17 protein-coding genes and 1 riboswitch are annotated in these 17,611 nt (G+C 66.4%); of the genes, 9 read left to right on the top strand and 8 right to left on the bottom strand.

What is annotated here, in order from left to right:
• Window positions 1–139 precede the first annotated feature (139 nt).
• Window positions 140–2,119: a tetratricopeptide repeat protein gene (locus RUU78_RS18635; RefSeq protein WP_313919023.1), complete on the bottom strand. Its 1,980-nt coding sequence runs from the start codon at window positions 2,117–2,119 to the stop codon at window positions 140–142.
• A 215-nt stretch (window positions 2,120–2,334) separates the two neighbouring features.
• Window positions 2,335–2,431, top strand: a riboswitch (S-adenosyl-L-homocysteine riboswitch).
• A gap of 15 nt (window positions 2,432–2,446) precedes the next feature.
• Between RUU78_RS18635 and ahcY the strand changes: the two genes are divergently transcribed.
• The 4 genes from ahcY to RUU78_RS18615 all read left to right on the top strand — a co-directional run bounded on the left by ahcY (window position 2,447) and on the right by RUU78_RS18615 (window position 7,455).
• Window positions 2,447–3,889, top strand: coding sequence for an adenosylhomocysteinase (ahcY, locus tag RUU78_RS18630; protein WP_313919021.1), 1,443 nt, complete (start codon window positions 2,447–2,449; stop codon window positions 3,887–3,889).
• Window positions 3,890–4,123: 234 nt separating this feature from the next.
• A complete protein-coding gene (locus tag RUU78_RS18625; RefSeq protein ID WP_313919019.1) occupies window positions 4,124–5,542 on the top strand; it encodes a circularly permuted type 2 ATP-grasp protein in 1,419 nt (472 codons plus the stop codon).
• Window positions 5,542–6,534, top strand: coding sequence for an alpha-E domain-containing protein (locus RUU78_RS18620; protein ID WP_313919017.1), 993 nt, complete (start codon window positions 5,542–5,544; stop codon window positions 6,532–6,534). The genes RUU78_RS18625 and RUU78_RS18620 overlap by 1 nt, the downstream gene beginning before the upstream one ends.
• 186 nt (window positions 6,535–6,720) lie before the next feature.
• On the top strand, window positions 6,721–7,455 hold the full coding sequence (locus RUU78_RS18615) for a peptidase (RefSeq protein WP_313919015.1): 735 nt from the start codon (window positions 6,721–6,723) through the stop codon (window positions 7,453–7,455).
• 10 nt (window positions 7,456–7,465) lie between these two features.
• Here RUU78_RS18615 and RUU78_RS18610 read toward each other — a convergent pair whose 3' ends face one another.
• Window positions 7,466–8,596 (bottom strand): diguanylate cyclase, encoded by a 1,131-nt coding sequence (locus tag RUU78_RS18610; protein WP_313919013.1) that lies wholly within the window; start codon window positions 8,594–8,596, stop codon window positions 7,466–7,468.
• 107 nt (window positions 8,597–8,703) lie between these two features.
• Here RUU78_RS18610 and RUU78_RS18605 point away from each other — a divergent pair, with 107 nt between their 5' ends.
• The 4 genes from RUU78_RS18605 (at window position 8,704) to RUU78_RS18590 (ending at window position 13,345) form a co-directional block, all read left to right on the top strand.
• A complete protein-coding gene (locus RUU78_RS18605) occupies window positions 8,704–9,369 on the top strand; it encodes a phosphoribosylanthranilate isomerase (RefSeq protein ID WP_313919011.1) in 666 nt (221 codons plus the stop codon).
• A gap of 109 nt (window positions 9,370–9,478) precedes the next feature.
• Complete coding sequence (gene metF, locus RUU78_RS18600; RefSeq protein ID WP_313919009.1) at window positions 9,479–10,333, top strand: methylenetetrahydrofolate reductase [NAD(P)H]; 855 nt, start codon at window positions 9,479–9,481, stop codon at window positions 10,331–10,333.
• 216 nt (window positions 10,334–10,549) lie between these two features.
• Window positions 10,550–11,800 (top strand): M12 family metallo-peptidase, encoded by a 1,251-nt coding sequence (locus RUU78_RS18595; RefSeq protein WP_313919008.1) that lies wholly within the window; start codon window positions 10,550–10,552, stop codon window positions 11,798–11,800.
• A 297-nt stretch (window positions 11,801–12,097) separates the two neighbouring features.
• Window positions 12,098–13,345 carry a M12 family metallo-peptidase gene (locus RUU78_RS18590; RefSeq protein ID WP_313919006.1) on the top strand — a complete coding sequence of 416 codons (1,248 nt, stop codon included), beginning with the start codon at window positions 12,098–12,100 and terminating at the stop codon, window positions 13,343–13,345.
• Window positions 13,346–13,450: 105 nt separating this feature from the next.
• Here RUU78_RS18590 and RUU78_RS18585 read toward each other — a convergent pair whose 3' ends face one another.
• Window positions 13,451–14,023: a hypothetical protein gene (locus RUU78_RS18585; protein WP_313919005.1), complete on the bottom strand. Its 573-nt coding sequence runs from the start codon at window positions 14,021–14,023 to the stop codon at window positions 13,451–13,453.
• A gap of 165 nt (window positions 14,024–14,188) precedes the next feature.
• Here RUU78_RS18585 and RUU78_RS18580 point away from each other — a divergent pair, with 165 nt between their 5' ends.
• Window positions 14,189–14,476 carry a hypothetical protein gene (locus RUU78_RS18580; protein WP_313919003.1) on the top strand — a complete coding sequence of 96 codons (288 nt, stop codon included), beginning with the start codon at window positions 14,189–14,191 and terminating at the stop codon, window positions 14,474–14,476.
• A gap of 304 nt (window positions 14,477–14,780) precedes the next feature.
• On the opposite strand, the gene RUU78_RS18575 is transcribed toward RUU78_RS18580, so the two are convergent.
• The 5 genes from RUU78_RS18575 to RUU78_RS18555 all read right to left on the bottom strand — a co-directional run bounded on the left by RUU78_RS18575 (window position 14,781) and on the right by RUU78_RS18555 (window position 17,506).
• Window positions 14,781–15,305 (bottom strand): GNAT family N-acetyltransferase, encoded by a 525-nt coding sequence (locus RUU78_RS18575; RefSeq protein WP_313919001.1) that lies wholly within the window; start codon window positions 15,303–15,305, stop codon window positions 14,781–14,783.
• Window positions 15,305–15,829 carry a hypothetical protein gene (locus RUU78_RS18570; RefSeq protein WP_313918999.1) on the bottom strand — a complete coding sequence of 175 codons (525 nt, stop codon included), beginning with the start codon at window positions 15,827–15,829 and terminating at the stop codon, window positions 15,305–15,307. The genes RUU78_RS18575 and RUU78_RS18570 overlap by 1 nt, the downstream gene beginning before the upstream one ends.
• Before the next feature lie 119 nt (window positions 15,830–15,948).
• A complete protein-coding gene (locus RUU78_RS18565; RefSeq protein WP_313918997.1) occupies window positions 15,949–16,473 on the bottom strand; it encodes a tail fiber protein in 525 nt (174 codons plus the stop codon).
• Between the two features lie 12 nt (window positions 16,474–16,485).
• Window positions 16,486–16,989 carry a tail fiber protein gene (locus RUU78_RS18560; protein WP_313918995.1) on the bottom strand — a complete coding sequence of 168 codons (504 nt, stop codon included), beginning with the start codon at window positions 16,987–16,989 and terminating at the stop codon, window positions 16,486–16,488.
• Between the two features lie 10 nt (window positions 16,990–16,999).
• Window positions 17,000–17,506, bottom strand: coding sequence for a tail fiber protein (locus RUU78_RS18555; RefSeq protein ID WP_313918994.1), 507 nt, complete (start codon window positions 17,504–17,506; stop codon window positions 17,000–17,002).
• Between the last annotated feature and the right edge of the window lie 105 nt (window positions 17,507–17,611).

The raw sequence follows: 17,611 nt of genomic DNA, 5'->3' as shown, positions 1-17,611 counted from the left end.
ATCCGGGCAATGCGCAGGCAGATGGCGACGCCGGATCACCGATGATGACCGGACGCTGCGCAAGAACCGTCGCCGGAGAGACCGGAGCGCCGCCCCTCGCGGCACGCGCGATATTCACGGCACGCGCCGATGCACGTGTTCATTTCACCACCGTCTGCAGCAACGCACGGGTCCGCTGCGTGTCGGCGTGCTCCTTACCCTGCAGCCGTTCGCGCAGCTCCAGCGCCTCGCGCAGGTACGGCGCGGCGTTTTCCTCGCCGTCGAGCGCAACGATTCCGCGTTGCTCGACGAGTTGTGCGTAGGCGAGATCCGGCGCTTTCGCGCGGTCATGCTGCAACAGCGCGGCGTCGTACATCGCGGCCAGGTGATAGCCAAGTTCGGATTCCAGCGCCAGGCGTATACGGGCGTCGTGCTCGCCTGATGCCGCGGCCACAGGCGTGATCGCGTCGGCGTGCTGGCGCGACGCAGCGGCCTCTGCGTCGCGACCATTCAGGCGCTGCAACAGGGCAAGCTGGCGCAGGCCGCGCACGACCTGTTCGTGGTTCGGCCCGAAATAGCGCACACGCAGATCGACCACCTGCTGCCAGCGCCGCGCCGCCTCGTCCAGGCGCCGCTGCTGCACGAGATACGGCGTGAGGTAGACGAGCGCGATCGCGTAGTCGCTGGACGCCGGATCGGAACGCTGTTCGGAAACCGCGATCTGCCGCTCCTGGTAAGTTGCCGCGAGCGCGCGATCCTTGCGATGCAGGGCGTTGAACATCAGCGTACTGCGGTAGACGTCGATCTCGGGCGCATCGGCGCCGAAAATCCGCTGATGCAGCGCGAAGTTTCGCTCCATGTGCACATGCGCGGCGTCGAACTCGCCGACGTCGGCGTAGTGATTGCCGATGTCGCCGGCGAGGCGCGCGACTCGCCACAGCGCGTCGATACCCGCAGCGCTGACCGTCGCGATCAGCGCACAGGCGCGCTCGCTGTCGGCGACAGCGGCGTCCAGGTCACCGGCAGCGAGTTCGTCCGAACCGAGTATCGCCAGTGCCATCGCCCGCACAGCGGCCTCGCTGTCGGCCAGCGCCTTAACGGCGGCGCGAGCGCGCTGGCTGAAATCCGCAGCCCCGGCCTTGTCGCCCTGCCTCTGGCGCAGGCCAGCCAGATACGCGAGCGTGACAGAAACATAGCTGCGCGGCAGGTCCGGCCTTGATTCGACTTGCTGCAATAGCTGCTTTCGGAATTTTTCCGCCTCTGCCCATTTCTTGTCTTCCTCGGCGAGCGCGGCCAGTTCGTCGAGATCGTCGAGCAGAAACGGTTCCCAGCCCTCGGCCTTCGGATCGCTGCCCAGCGCGACGATCTTCAGCAGCGACGCGCGCAGTGCCGCCGGGGCGTCGCCGCCGCGCAGCGCCTGGATGCGCTCGCGCTCGGCGGCGATGGCAGTGGCGTTGCGTGACGTGCCGAACTCGAACCCGTTGTCGCCCGTGCTCCGCACTTCCAGCCCGGCGCCGCTCGCGATGATCTGGAGCACGGAACGCAGGGGCACGGCCTGAAGATAGAACGAGCTCGGCGGCGTCTCGGCTATGCGTTCGGGGTGCACGATCCCGATCTGCTTGAGCTTGCCCAGATCGATCGCGAGCCGGCGCGGGTTTGCGTCGGTCAGATCGAGTCCTACGTAGGGCTCGCTCAGTTGCTTGAGTTGCACGCGGACCGGCGCGCCTGCGCCGGCGCCGTTGCGGGACAGTTCGGCCGGGGAATTCGGTGTGCCCGGTGCCGCCAGCGTGAGCCCCCGGGCAGACCGTTGCTCCGGTCCGACGCTCAGGACGAGGTCATAGGCGTCGCCCTTGCGCGTCAGCCGTGCCAGGGCGGACATCTGGCCCCGCGGCGCATCCGCGCGATCGAACGTGAAATCCCGCGCTACGACCGCGTCGCCCTTCCCGATGCAGACCTGCACGTCCAGCGGCACTGCCGGCGTATCACCGAGACCCGTGAACGTCAGTTCGAGCGCGACAGGACAGGCGTCCAGGCCGGTGTCCGGCGCCGGCGGCCGTGCGACCGCGGCCAGTGGGACGATCAGCAGCACGAGCCAGCGCCAGCGGGAACGGCAGTCGGGCAGCAAAAGGGCTCGGGACATGGGCACTACCTTCGGCGTGAGAGAGAACAACCAGTGTGGGTTCCGGTCGACGAGAGCGACACAGCCGCATCCACACTAAATGCGCCACGGCGCCAGAACAGAACAGCACGCATCGCCATTCCATGCCACGCCTGCCTTCTGACCACCCTGCAGACGAGTCCGCCAGCCGATATATCGCTTCATCCGGAATCGGCGATATAATCCGCGCCCTCCTCGCCGCCGAGGGGCGCTGCAAGTCCGGTCGCCGGTCATCGCGACAAGGAATCAGGCTCGGCGGAATCGGGTTTCATTCCGACACCGCGCCCGCCCAAGCACTGGAGTTCACCCATGAATGCCGTCGTAAAGCCGCAGCACGACTTCAAAGTCGCCGATATGTCCCTGGCCGAATGGGGCCGCAAGGAAATCGAGATCGCCGAGCACGAGATGCCGGGCCTGATGTCGATCCGCAAGAAGTACGCCGCCGCCAAGCCGCTCAAGGGCGTGCGCGTGACCGGCTCGCTGCACATGACCATCCAGACCGCGGTCCTGATCGAAACCCTGGCCGACCTCGGCGCCTCGGTGCGCTGGGCCTCGTGCAACATCTTCTCGACCCAGGACCACGCCGCCGCCGCGATCGCCGCGACCGGCGTGCCGGTATTCGCGTGGAAGGGCGAGACGCTGGAAGAGTATTGGGACTGCACGCTCGACTGCGTGATCCACCCCAACGGCAAGGGCCCGGAACTCGTCGTCGACGACGGCGGCGACGTGACCCTGCTGATCCACAAGGGCTATGAGCTGGAACAGGGTTCGGACTGGGTCAACACCGCCTCGGGCTCGCACGAGGAACAGGTGATCAAGAACCTGCTCAAGCGCGTAGCCAAGGAACGCCCGGCAGGCTTCTGGACCGCGATCGTCAAGGACTGGCGCGGCGTGTCCGAAGAAACCACCACCGGCGTGCACCGCCTGTATCAGATGATGGAGGCCGGCAAGCTGCTGGTTCCGGCCATCAACGTGAATGACTCGGTCACCAAGTCGAAGTTCGACAACCTGTACGGCTGCCGCGAATCGCTGGCCGACGGCCTCAAGCGCGCGATGGACGTGATGCTGGCCGGCAAGGTCGCCGTCGTCGCCGGCTACGGTGACGTGGGCAAGGGCTCGGCCCATTCGCTGCGCGCCTACGGCTGCCGCGTCATCGTCACCGAGATCGACCCTATCAACGCGCTGCAGGCTGCGATGGAAGGCTTCCAGGTCGACACGCTGGAATCCTCGCTCGGCACCGCCGACATCTATGTGACCACGACCGGCAACAAGGACGTGATCACGGTCGAGCACATGCAGTCCATGAAGGACCAGGCCATCGTCTGCAACATCGGCCACTTCGACAACGAGATCCAGGTCGATGCGCTGAACACGCTGCCCGGCGTCAAGAAGATCAACATCAAGCCGCAGGTCGACAAGTACGTTCTTCCCGCCGTTGACGGCAAACCTGGCCGCGAGATGTTCCTGCTGGCCGAAGGCCGCCTCGTCAACCTCGGCTGCGCCACCGGCCATCCGAGCTTCGTGATGTCGAACTCGTTCTCGAACCAGACCCTGGCCCAGCTCGACCTGTGGGCGAACAAGGACACGTACGAGAAGACCGTGTATCGCCTGCCCAAGAAGCTCGACGAGGAAGTCGCGCGCCTGCACCTGGAAAAGATCGGCGTGAAGCTGACCCGTCTGACCGCCGACCAGGCGGCGTACCTCGGCGTCGATGCCGACGGTCCGTATAAGCCGGAGCACTACCGCTACTGAGGTATCGCGCGCCTGTCGGCGCGCCTGCCGCAACAGCAAACGCCGCAGCCTTCGGGCTGCGGCGTTTTTGTCTGGTTGACGCCGGAGGTGGGCTGGTCGACCGCTGCGGGCTGCGAGTCCCCTACCAATGGCCAACCGCCTGCTGCATCGCAACACCTAGGCAAGCCCGTCGCTCGCGTGCTATCACAAAGCCGGAGGGCCGACCTCCGCGGCGAAGGACTGGGGAGTCTGCGCATGGCGAACGGTTTCAACGAGATGTACGAACCACTCGGCGCGGTAAGGCCGCACTACCAGGCATTCGACCGCTGGCTCAACAGCACGCCGGAGGCGCAGATCGAACGCCGGCGGCGCGAGGCGGAGATCTCATTCCACCGCGTCGGTATCACCTTCTCGGTCTATGGCGAGGAATCGGGCAACGAGCGCCTGATTCCGTTCGACCTCGTGCCGCGCATCGTGCCGGCGGGCGAGTGGCGCATGCTGGAGGCCGGCCTGCGCCAGCGCGTACATGCGCTGAACCTGTTCCTCGACGACGTCTATGGCGAGCAACGCATCCTGCGCGAAGGACTGGTGCCGCGCGCGCTGGTGCTGGAGAACAGCGCCTACCGCGCGGAGATGCGCGGCATCCGCGTGCCGGGCGGCACGTGGTCGCATATCTCGGGCATCGATCTCGTGCGCGCCGGCGACGGCGAATACTACGTGCTCGAAGACAACCTGCGCGTACCGTCGGGCGTGTCCTACATGCTCGAAAACCGGCGCATGATGGCGCGCCTGCTCCCGGAACTGTTCAACCGCCAGCAGATCGCACCGGTCGAGCGCTACCCGGATGCGCTGCTGGAGATCCTGCGCGAGGCCGCGCCCGCCGGCATCGACAATCCCGTGGTCGCGGTGCTCACGCCGGGCTCGGCGAATTCGGCCTATTTCGAACATGCCTTCCTCGCCCAGCAGATGGGCGTGGAACTCGTCGAGGGTGCCGACCTGTTCGTGCGCGATTCGTCGGTGTACGCGCGCACCACGCGCGGGCCGCAGCGCGTGCATGTGATCTACCGGCGCATCAACGATGAATACCTCGACCCGACCGTGTTCCAGCCCGATTCGCTGCTCGGCGTGCCCGGCCTGTTCGATGCCTACCGCGCCGGCCGCGTGACGCTCGCCAATGCGCCCGGCACGGGCGTGGCCGATGACAAATCGGTGTATCCGTACGTGCCCGAGATGATCCGCTTCTATCTGAGCGAAGATCCCATTCTGCACAATGTTCCAACGTACCAGCTGCGCCGCGAGGACGACCTGCGCTACACGCTGGAGCACCTGGCCGAACTCGTCGTCAAGGAAGTCCACGGCGCCGGCGGCTACGGCATGCTCGTGGGGCCGGCGTCGACGAAGGCCGAGATCGAGGAATTCCGCCTGCGCATTCTGGCCAGGCCAGAGAACTACATCGCGCAGCCGACGCTGTCGCTGTCGACCTGCCCCACCTTCGTCGAGAGCGGGCTCGCACCGCGGCATATCGACCTGCGCCCGTACATACTCTGCGGCAAGCGCATCCATGTGATTCCGGGCGGCCTCACGCGCGTCGCGCTGCGCGAGGGGTCGCTGGTCGTCAATTCATCCCAGGGCGGCGGCACCAAGGACACCTGGGTGCTGGAAGGAGGCGCCTGATGCTGTGCCGTACCGCCAATGACCTGTACTGGGCTTCACGCCACATGGAACGCGCCGAGAACACGGCGCGACTGATCGACGTCACGCGGCGCATGGCGCTGCTGCCCGAGCGCTACGACCGCGGCAAGGCCGAGGCGGCGCCGTGGCGGCGCGCGCTCGACGCGCTCGGCATCGCCGAACCCGTGCTCGAACGCTACGGCATCATCGATGCCGACACGGTGCTCAAGCACCTGCTGCTCGCCGCCGACAATCCGTCCTCGGTGTTCAGTTGCCTGCGCGCCGCGCGCGAGGCGGCGCGCGCGCAGCGCGTCGCGATCACCGCAGAGATGTACGAGGACCTGAACACCTCGTGGCTGGACATGCGCGGCACGAGTTGGGCACGCATCCACGGCGACGGCATCAGCAACCTGCTCGAGTGGATCAAGAGCCGTTCGGCGTCGTTTCGCGGCGTGACGATCGGGACGCTGGGCCGCGGCGAGGGCTATCACTTCCTGCAGCTCGGCGCGTTCATCGAGCGTGCCGACTGGGCCATCCGCCTGCTCGACATCGCCGGCAGCCCGGAAAGCCACGACGGACACGAGAGCCAGGATGCGGCCGAGTATTTCCGCTGGAGCGCGCTGCTGCAGTCGCTGTCGGCGTTCGAGACCTATCGCCGCCTTTACCGCGAATCGGTCAGCGCCGAACGCGTGGCCGAGCTCATGCTGCTGCAGGAAACCAATCCGCGCTCGCTGCTGACCTGCACGCATACCTTGCACCAGGTGCTGCAGACGCTGGCCGGCGGCCAGGCCATGGAAGTCGTACGCCGCGCCGGCGCGCTGTCGGCGCAGTCGCGCTATGCGCGTATCGACGAAGTGCTGGCCAACGGCCTGGAAGCCTGGCTGCAGGATGCGCTCGCGCGGCTCAGCGGCCTCGGCGACGAGATCCACCGCCAGTTCATGGTATCGACGGATATTGCACAGCTCGCGCAGACGCAGAGCCAGAGTGCGGCCTGATACCCTTCCCGCCATGTGTCGGCGGCACAAGCCGCCGCCGACGTTGCGACAAGTCCCGGGAGTTTCGCTTTTGTATCCAGCACCCGATCTGCCCGAACCCGCCGGACGCCCGCATGGCGCCCGTCCGGACACCCCCGTGACAACCCGGGACACCACCGCCAGCCGCGTTCAGAGGTCGCCCAGTCCATGACGTATTGCATCGGGTTGAATCTCGAACAGGGATTGCTGTTCGCTTCGGATTCGCGCACCAATGCGGGCGTCGACGACGTGCGCCGCACGAGCAAGATGCGCGTGTTCTCCGTGCCGGGACAGCGCGTCATCGTCACGCTGTCGGCGGGCAACCTCTCGCTGACGCAGAACGCGATCAACCTGCTGGAACACCGCGCCAACCATGCGCCGGAGCAGACCAGCGTCTACAACGCGACGTCGATGTTCGAGGTCGCCACACTGGTCGGCGACGCCTTGCGCGAGATCCGCAAGCGCGACGACCCTTACCTGCGTTCCAGCGGCATCGATCCCAGCGGATCGTTCATCGTCGGCGGGCAGATCCAGGGCGAGGCGCCGCGCCTGTTCCTGGTCTATTCCGAAGGCAATTTCATCGAGAGCAATCCGGATACGCCGTGGTTCCAGACTGGCGAGATCAAGTTCGGCAAGCCCATCCTCGACCGCATCGTCACCTGGCGCACATCGCTGACCGAGGCGATCAAGTGCTCGCTGGTCTCGCTGGATTCGACCATGCGCTCCAACCTCTCGGTCGGCCCGCCGATCGACCTGCTGCTGTATCGGCGCGACGCGTTCGAGATCGGCCGGCAGCAGCGCCTCGGCGATGACGATCCGTACCTGAATCTCGTGCGCCGCCAATGGAACGACAGCCTGCGCGACGCGCTGCAGGCACTGCCGGAAGCCGACTGGATGCGCTGATGGAGGTGCGTCAGGTCGTGCGGCAGACCTGATCGCGGCCCTGCGCCTTGGCGCGATACAGCGCGCGATCCACGTCGGCGAGGAATTCGTCGCCGCTGCGATGGCGCGAACGGCGCCGCTCACCGACACCGATGCTGACCGTCACGGTGCCGCGTTGCGCATTCGGCGCCAGCGGCGCGCGCGCCAGGCGCTGGCACAGTGCACGCGCGGTTGCGTCGGCGCCGTCCTCGTCGACGCCGGGCAGCAGCACGCCGAATTCCTCGCCGCCCAGACGCGCGAGATGCGCGCCAGGCTGGTCGAAATGCTCGCGCAGCTGGTCGGCGAACGCGATCAGCACGGCATCGCCGGCGGCATGGCCGTAGCGGTCGTTGATGAGCTTGAAGTGATCGATGTCGATCATGAGCAGGGACAGCCGTGCACTGGCATCCAGCGCACGCTCCAGGTTGAAGGTGAATTCGCGCCGGTTCGCCAGTGCGGTCAGCGCATCGGTGCGACTCTGCTTTTCGTAGAGGTCGCGCTGGTGCAGCAGCGCCAGTTCCAGCAGCAGCTGGCGTTCGTACTGCTGCCGGCTCAGGCGCAGCGCCGACAGCAGATAGACCAGGAACACGCTGAGTGCGAACGCCACACCGCCGAAGTCCGGCAAGGTCCAGGACAGGATCACGCTGGGCAGGAACAGCAGCGCGACACCGGTCAGCGCGTAGTGCCAGCGCATCGCGAAGGTGTGCACGAACGCGGTCGCATAGCCCACAGTGCATACCAGTGCGGCCATGCGCGCGGCCTCCAGCCGCGGGTCCGTGAGCACCCAGACCGTGAGGCCCCCCCACAGGGCGGCGGTCGCGAGGAACAGCGTCCACCACGCGGCCCGCAGGCGGACGATGGCGGACCACTCGCTGGCTGTGCGCCGGGCCAGCACGACGCGGGCGCCCGCCAGCAGCACGAACAGCGCAAGCAGCGCCGAAGCGAGCATCGGATGCGTCCGGTGCAGGCCGCCGCAATAGGCGACGACGAGCCAGCCGAGGATGTAGAACACGCCACCGAGCCCGCCGCGCGCCGAGGTTTCCGCCAGTTCGCGCCGGCGACGGAACTGCGCGTCGGAGGAGCCGGCCTCGGTGGACGCCGCTGCGGACGTACTGTCGTGCATGACCGCATTGTGCCGCAGCGCGCGCACCATGAACTGTCAAAGATTGGCGCTTGGAACGGCCCGTGCGTGCGCCGCATGATCCGCCTCCCTGCCCTGCCGGAGCCATCATGCGCGCCTTGCCCCGCATCAAGATCTGCTGCATCCGCGACAAGGCCGAGGCGGCGCTCGCGATCGCCCACGGCGTACACGCGCTGGGCCTCGTCTCGGCCATGCCCAGCGGCCCTGGCGTCATCGATGACGCGCAGATCGCGGCGATTGCTGCGACCGTGCCGCCGCCCGTCGCGACCTTCCTGCTGACCGCGCTGACCGACGCAGACGCGATCATCCGCCAGCAGCGCCGCTGCGGCTGCAACACGATCCAGCTCGTCGACGCAGTGCCGGCCGGCACGCATGCGCGGCTGCGCGACGCGCTGCCCGGAATCGCGCTGGTGCAGGTCATCCATGTCGTCGATCGCGGCTCGGTCGACGAGGCGGTCGCGCTGGCACCGCAGGTCGATGCCCTGCTGCTCGACTCGGGCAACCCCTTGCTGGCGGTGAAGGAGCTTGGCGGCACCGGGCGCGTGCACGACTGGGGGCTGAGCCACGCGATCGTCGAGCGCAGCGGCAGGCCGGTCTTCCTCGCCGGCGGCCTGCGCCCGGACAACGTCGCCGAGGCCATGCGCACGGTGCAGCCGTTCGGGCTGGACCTGTGCAGCGGCGTGCGCGTGGACGGACATCTCGACGCGGCGCGCCTGGCGGCGTTCGTCGCCGCGGCGCAGGCTGCCTGTTCCTGATCGATCCAGCCGGCCGGGCGGCCATCTATCTCTTTATCCGGAAGTCGAGATATATTGCGTGGTCGCGCGTCCCGCGCCGCTCCCGTCCGACCGCCAAGGATTCCCCGCAATGCCTGCCACCGCCCCGTCGCGTCTTTCGATTCCGGTTTCGCTGGAATTCTTTCCGCCCAAGACCGACGAGCAGCGTGAGACGCTGGAAAAAGCCTTGCCCGCGCTCAAGGCACTCGATCCCGAATATGTGTCGGTGACGTTCGGCGCCGGCGGCTCCACGCTGAGCTATACCCCCGACACGGTCTGCCACCTGCGCGAAGACCATGGCCTCGACGCCGCGCCGCACGTGTCGTGCATGGGCGGCACCCGCCAGGAGATCCGCAGCCTGCTCGATCTCTACCGCAGCAAGGGCTGCCGCCGCATCGTCGCGCTGCGCGGCGATCTGCCTTCGGGCATGGCGAGCTATGGCGACTTCCGCTATGCCAGCGACCTCGTCGGCTTCATCCGCGACGAGACCGGCGACTATTTCCATATCGAGGTTGCCGGCTATCCGGAAACGCATCCGCAGGCCGACGACGCGCAGGCCGACCTGGCCCATTTCAAGCGCAAGGTCGACGCGGGCGCGAACGGCGTGATCACGCAGTATTTTTACAATCCCGACGCGTATTTCCGCTTCGCCGACGACGCACGCCGCCTTGGCATCACCGTACCGATCGTGCCGGGCATCATGCCGATAACGAACTATTCGCAGCTGCGCCGGTTTTCCGAACTCTGCGGAGCGGAAATCCCGCGCTGGGTGGCGCGCCGCCTGCAATCTTTCGGCGACGACCACGACGCGATCCGCGAATTCGGCGCCGATGTGGTGACCGGCCTGTGCCAGCGCCTGATCGACGGCGGCGCACCGGCGCTGCACTTCTACACACTCAACCGGGCCCGCGCGACCACGACCGTCGTCGACCGCCTGCGCGGCTGAGGGTTTTCACCTGAGCCGTTACGCGCATCTTTCCCGAGTAGCCCTGTGATCGAATTCAGTGGCGTGTGGGGATACGCCACGACCTTTTCGCCGCAGGGGTTAATCCCGCGGCGTCCGAGGGGGAAGGGGGGGAATCCGGCATCTTCGTGACCCGGTTGGCGCGCGACTCCTTATGCGCCGGATTCGCTATCGCGCGCTCATCGTGGGGAGATCGGAATGAAACGGTTTTTTCTCTGGAGTGTGGCAGGAGCAGGTTTGCTGGCGTCCGGTATGGCGGCAGCGCAGGGACCGCAGCAGTTGTTTTCAGCAGTACCCGCGATCTATCGCGCGGTGCAGGGCGATAGCGCATTCGAGGCGCTGGCCAGCGAGCCCAGCTCGGCGAAGATCGATGTCGTGATGGTGAACGCGGCGGCGCTGCAGGCCGATACGGACAGTCTCACGCTGGATCTGGACATTGGTGGGCCGGTCAAGCTGACCGCGTTGCGTGGCAATGCGTACTACACCGAGGACGGCAGCCTGGTCTGGCAGGGCTCGATCGCCGAGACGGCGATCCAGCGCGTCATGACGAAGGACGAAATCGCCGAGGACGCACTGAACTCGGTCATGCTCGTGCGCAACGGCGACAAGATCACCGGCAACGTGCGCGTGCTGGGACAGCTCTACAAGATCCGTCCGCTGCACGACGCGCGTCACGTCGTGGTCGAGGTCGATGACAGCGCGATGCCGCTGGATCATCCGCCCGCCGACTACCGCAAGCTGTTCCAGGACGCCGCGCCACTGCCGGCAGACGCCAAGGCCATTACCGCGAACACGGTGATCCGCGTGCTCGTGAACTACACCGCGGCCGCGGCAAGCGCTTCGGGCGACATCAACGGGCTGATCAACCTCGCAGTGGCCGAGTCCAACCAGGGCTATACCAACAGCGGCGTCCAGATCACCCTGCAGCTCGCGGCGAAATCGCAGGTCACCTACACCCAGAGCGGCAGCTTCAACACCGACCTGACGCGCTATCGCGGCACGTCCGACGGGTACATGGACACGATCCATAGCCAGCGCAACACCAACACGGCCGACGTCGCGGTGCTGCTGATCAACAATTCGTCGTCCTGCGGGCTGGCCTCGGCGATCGGCGCTACCGCCGCCAGCGCGTTCGCGGCGGCGCACTGGGACTGTGCGACCGGTTACTACTCGTTTGCGCATGAGATCGGTCACCTGCAGTCGGCGCGTCACGATCCGACCAACGATCCGACCAACACGCCGTACGCCTACGGCCACGGCTTCCAGTCCACCGCCGGCGGCTGGCGCACGATCATGGCGTACGCCTGTTCCAGCGTGAACTGCACGCGTATCAACTACTGGTCGAACCCGAGCAAGACCTACGGTGGTCGCGCGATGGGTACGACTACCCGCAGCGACAACGCCCGCGTGCTGAACAACACGCGCGCCACGGTCGCCGGCTTCCGCTGAGACCGGCTTGACGTCATGGGCGGCGCAACGCCGCCCATGACGTATTGCACAAATCCATTCATATGCGGATTCATCCAGCCGCCAATCTGCGGGCGGACGTCACAAAACCGCCAATTGCGTCGGCCCAGCGCTTGACCGCTGCTACGTCTGCAACCAGAGTCGATCTCCGGCGCATACCGGTCCTCGCAACCGCGCCGACGCAAGCCACTTCCTGGCAGGTACGCCGACGCATCGCGCGGCGACCAGGGCCCTGCCGCTATATAAATTGCACTTGTGCACTAGCGGAGAACCATACCCATGAACACGCACCTGATGTCGCGCGCCTGCGCACTGGCCATTGCTGCGCTCGCGGCCCCCGCCTTTGCCGCGGACAGCCACCTGTTCCAGGCCGCCCCGATGACGCCGCTGGTCAACGACGCGGCGTTCGTCGAAATCGCGAAAGAACCGTCGACCGCTTCGGCGACCATTGTGGTTGCCAACGCCGCAGCGATTGGCATCGACACCGACAAGATCGTGCTCGACCTCGACATCGGCGGCGCGTTCCGCCTGACCGCCCAGCGCATCCAGTCCTATCGCAGCGACGACGGCAGCATCGTGTGGCAAGGCTCGCTGCCCGAGACGCGCGACCTCACCGGCGGGCGCCCGGCGGCCAACGAGGTCGACGGCGACCCATTGAACTCGGTCACGCTCGTGCGCGACGGCAACTACGTCACCGGCAATATCCGCGTGCACGGGCAGCTCTATGCCGTGCGCCCGCTGTTCGATGGACGCCATGCGATCGTCGAGGTCGACGAAGCGAAGATGCCGGCCGATCACGACGAGGTCGCGTATCGCCGCCTGTTCGACGAGGCCGGCCGCGCCGCGCTGGCGCCATCGAAAGCCATCGAGGCCAACAGCGTCGTACGCGTGCTGGTCAACTACACCTCGGCCGCGAACAACGCGACGCCGAGCATGTCCGGCCTCATCAACCTCGCCATCTCGGAATCCAACCAGGGCTATGCGAACAGCAGCGTCGCGGTCACGCTGCAACTGGCCGGCTCGGGTCTCGTCAGCTACACGGAAACCGGCAACTTCAGCACCGAGCTGTCGCGCTACCGCAGCACCAGTGACGGCTACATGGATACGATCCATACGCAGCGCAACAATGTCGCTGCCGACGTGGCCGTGCTCATCGTCAATGGCAGCGCCTACTGCGGCATCGGCTACATGAACGTCAATGCCGCGTCGGCCTTCACCGTGGTCGCACGCACCTGCGCGACGGGCTATTACTCATTCGCGCACGAGATCGGCCACAACTTCGGGGCGAACCATGATCCGGCCAACGCCAGCGGTTCGCCATACGCCTACGGACACGGCTACCAGTACCCGGCCGGACGCTGGCGCACCATCATGGCCTATGCCTGCGCGGGCGTGAGCTGCACGCGCATCAACTACTGGTCGAATCCGAACAAGACCTACAACGGCGTCGCCATGGGCACCGCCGCGACGCACAACAACGCGCGCGTGCTTAACCAGCGCGCGGCGACGGTCGCCGCGTTCCGCTGAGACAGCGCCTTACAGCAAGGGCCGACGCCACTGCCTGGACCGCTCCCTCGCATGCGCGAGGGAGCGGTTGTCCGTGACGTCTTGCGGCGCTTGCCGCGCTGACGATCAGCCGCTGGTTCCAATGCGATAGGGTGGCGGCAGACGATCGAGCAGGTCGCCGGCCGACCGCACGGGGTACGCGCGGATGACATGCTGGAAAGGCCTGCAGCCTGCCGTGGTGAGCTGGCTCGAAACCGTCTGGAGCGACGCGACGTCGCTGGTCGTCAGATACAGTTCCGCGCGATGACCGACGATGGCGGCGCGGTGGCCGCGCGCCGGGTGCGTCGCCGCTTTGGAGACAAAGGCCTGGCCTTCGCAGGCCGGCGCGGCGAAGTACACGTACGGCGCGTACGGGTGCTCGATACCGTCGCGGCCAAGGAAGACCTCGACGAAGCCCTGCGGTGCCGGACCGGCTTCGTAGCGACTTGCGAAGATAAGCTCGCCGTACGGCAGCGATTCGCTGCCGCCGAGATCGAGCAGCGCGAACAGTTCGTCGCCGTGCGGAGTCTGCAGCAAAGGCCCTACAGCCGACCCGTTGGACGCCTCGACGAGTTCTGACGCGGCCGAAGCGGCGCCCAGCGACAACAAGAATGCGGCAAGCCAGTAGCGGCCGGCTCGCGGCCGGTGCTGAGTATTCATAGATTCCCCCTGTGGGACGACGCCACCGTGCGAGTCACTCCGACTGCGCGGCATACGTTTCCGAGTTTGCGACATCCGTGCCGGCCTTTCATGGCGCAATGACGCAGACACACAAGTTCACCGACGCATTACCATAGCGCCGCCCTTCCTTACCCGCGGACCGTCATGTTCGACCTCATCGACCTCAAGCCGGAACACTTCGACAAGCTGATCGGCCAGACCTTGCCCGTCGTCGACAGCACCTACGGTTTCGAGATCAGCGCCGTCGAGCGGCTGAAGTCGCCGTCGCCGCGCGGCACGCCGTTCTCCGTGCTACTTCTGGCACCGGAGCAGACGCGCGGCGGCCAGGGGGTCTACCACCTCGAACACCCCGAACTCGGCACCCTACCGCTATTCCTCGTGCCGATCGACGTCGTGCAGGGGCGCGCCCGTTTCGAGGCCGTCCTCAACTGAAACCGGCGCGGGTCCTACCCAGGCGACCTTTTCGCCACGAGCCCGGCGCGCGACCATCACGCGGCACGTCATCTTGCTTCGCTTAAAGGGGACCGCGTTTTTCAACCGCGATCTCGCGCGCGGCTGGCCCGCATTTCTCAGACCCCTTAATCGCTAGGCCGTCGAGACGCCGTCCTGATACGCGCCGCGGACTTCTGTGACGGCGAAGGCGTAGTCGACGCTACATCGAGCCGACACTGGAGAGCGGCGAACGCCGCGGCAAGCGTACCGGCGGCCGCAGTAGAAGGGGTGTGAGAAAGGCGGGCTAGGCAGACCAGCCCAGGAAATCGTAGATACCCCGATTCTCGATGAGCCGGAAGCCGAGCCGCTGGTACAGCCGCTGCGCCGGATTGGCTGGCTCGACATGCAATGTGAGCTGCTGGCCCTGTTGCTGCACTTGCGCCTGCAAGGCGCGCACGAGGACGCCGCCGATGCCGTGCCCGCATTCGGCCCCGAGCAAGGCGATGTCCATCAATCGCACTTCGCTTGCACCCGCGCGGAGGTAGAGGCGCCCGATGGGTACCTCGTCGCGCAGGATCAGCAGCAATTCGGCGCCGGGATAATGTTCGCGGTAATGCGCAGACTGCAGCCGGCTCTGCTGGGCGAGAAAGTCGCGCTTCGCCGTTTCGGGCCATTCCACCGGACGCAATTCTTCCCAGCGCGTATCGGCGTACAGGGCAATGACGAAGTCCGCGTCCTGCGCGGTTTCCTCTCGCAGACGCAGGCGCGCGTCGTGAACGACGAGCGCCTGCGCCAACCTGTCTGCAAAACGCTCCGCCGCTGCCGCCATCAGGCCGCGGCGCGCACGGAGAACACGACATAACCGAACGGCGGCACGCTGCCGTCACGCAGCGTCACGGCATCGCTGGCCGCATCGGGCGGGCTGACGTCGGCCAGACGCGCGGATTGCGCGTCGGACGCGAGCGTGAGCAGGTAGCGCCCTGGGGCCAGCTGAGCGTGGACACCGCCGAGGAAACCGGCGCTGGCCACGTCGCGCGACAGCACGTCGCCGGCAAGACGGCGCTCGACGCGCAATCCGGCCACGCCATCACGCGCAGCCTCGAAGCCGAACGGCTTGCTCATCGGCGAAACCGCACCGCGGTCGAACGTGGCGATGCGGAAGGGTCTGAGCCCCGCGTCGGTCACGAACATCGCTTCCACGGCGACCGAGTCGAATGCCTCGGGGAACGCGAGCGCATCGATGTCGATACGCACGCGCGCCTGTTCGCCGCATGCCGCCGCACAGGTATGCAAAGCCTGCCAGCGCCGATGCGCGCCCTCGCCTTCCAGGCGCGCGAGTGAGAGGCCGGGCATCGTCGCCGATGCCGCGGCCAATAGAGGGACGGGTAGAGACGCCGCTACCACTGCGCCTGCCCCCCGCAGACTGTTTTGAAGAAATTCGCGACGTCGCATATGCACTCCCAGTGCTTAGGTCAGGTTCGCGGCGGAAACACCCCTTGCAGGGCGATGCAAAAATAGAACGTAAGGTAAGGCTGCATGTTGTTGTGCGGCTGATCGCCTCCGGCCGGTGCAACCGACTCGGGGGCCATCTGAACCAGCGATGCACCTGCTGGCGTTGCATACGGCTGAGCGCCGGTGATGCGTGCCGGCGAGTTTGCCGTCGGTTGCTGCGCGTCGGCCGGTGCACCGCTGACGTTGAACTGGTGCGAGTGCGACGGTATCTCCGACTCGAGCAGCGTAACCGTTTCCGAACCGCCGGTCTCGCCCAGATCGTGGAGCGACAGCCCCGGTCCCTGGCCCGGATGCATGGGCGCCCGGCCCTGCAGGTCCGGCAATGCGAAGTTCGACTTGCCGTTGCCGCCGTACGTGGTTCCGAGCAACGAGAACAGCGCGGTGTTCTGCGACAGCGGCAAAAGCTGGCCGTCGCACCAGGCCCAGCCGCGCGGGGCGAAATTGAACGGGAAGATGCGAATTTCGGCGACGAAAGGATCTGCCATGGTTGATTCTCCTCAGGTCGGCGACGGGAAGATGCCGAACAACGAAATGATGAAGTCGACGCAAAGATACGGCTGGAAGTTGTTGTGCGGCTGACTGCCGCCGACCGCCGACAGACCTTGCGGCGACATGCCTACCGCACCGGGGATCGACTGGTAGCCGTCGAACGTTGACGACTGCCCGAGCACGGCACCGTTGGGACCCGTATTGGTCGCGATCGACGTAGTGCCGAGGACCGGATGACTGTGCGCCGGAATCTGCGCGACCGTCAGGGTAATCTCCTCGGCCCCCCCGGTTTCGGCGAGGATGAAACTGTTGCCCTGATGGAGCGGCAGGCGACCGCGCAGGTCCGGCAGTGCGAACGTGCTCTCGCCGTCGCCGCCGTAGGTCGTGCCGATGAGCTGGAACAGCGTTTCGTTTTCAGAAATGGGCAGGAGCTGGCCTTCGCAGAACATCCATCCGGCCGGCGCGAAGTTGCCCGCAAACATGCGGATCTCTCCGACATAGGGTTGAGCCATGGGTTGATCCTCAGGTGGGCGACGGGAAGATGCCCTGCAGGGCGATGCAGAAGCTCAATGTGAGGAACGGCTGCATGTTCAGGTGGGCCTGCGAGCCGCCGACGTTGCTCAGCGTGCTGGACGCAAGTGGGGTCAGGTTGGCGGGCGGGCCGTAGAACGGCAGTGCCGGCGTCCCGAACAGGTTGCCGACCGGCGTCGCCGGCGTCGCATCACCGGCCTTGGTCGTGCCACTCAGCACGTGTGTATGCGTTGGAAGCTCCGCAATCGACAGGGTGTGCGCCTGCTCGCCGCCGCGCTCGCCCAGCGTATGCGAGGAGCCGACATGGATCGGCACCCGCCCGCGCAAGTCCGGAAGGGCGAAATTGACACGGCCGTCGCCACCAAACGTAGTGCCGAGCAACGAGAACAAGGCCTGGTTCTGGTTGATCGGCAAGAGTTGACCGTTGCAAAGGGCCCACCCTTTTGGTGGGAACACAAAACTCATCATGCGTATTTCGGAAAGGAACGGCTCTGCCATCGCGCTTCTCCTTGGGGCTGAGTGGGGAGCCCCGGATTCCCCCTGAACGCTATGCAGCTGCCGCCCTGGTCCTCAGGGCGGCAGGATGTGATGCCGGTCGGTCAC

Origin of the sequence: Tahibacter sp. (genome assembly GCF_032229445.1) — a bacterium.
Classification (GTDB): domain Bacteria; phylum Pseudomonadota; class Gammaproteobacteria; order Xanthomonadales; family Rhodanobacteraceae; genus Tahibacter.
The sequence above is the reverse complement of the archived record's forward strand: the minus strand, read 5'-3'. Positions and strand labels throughout refer to the sequence as shown.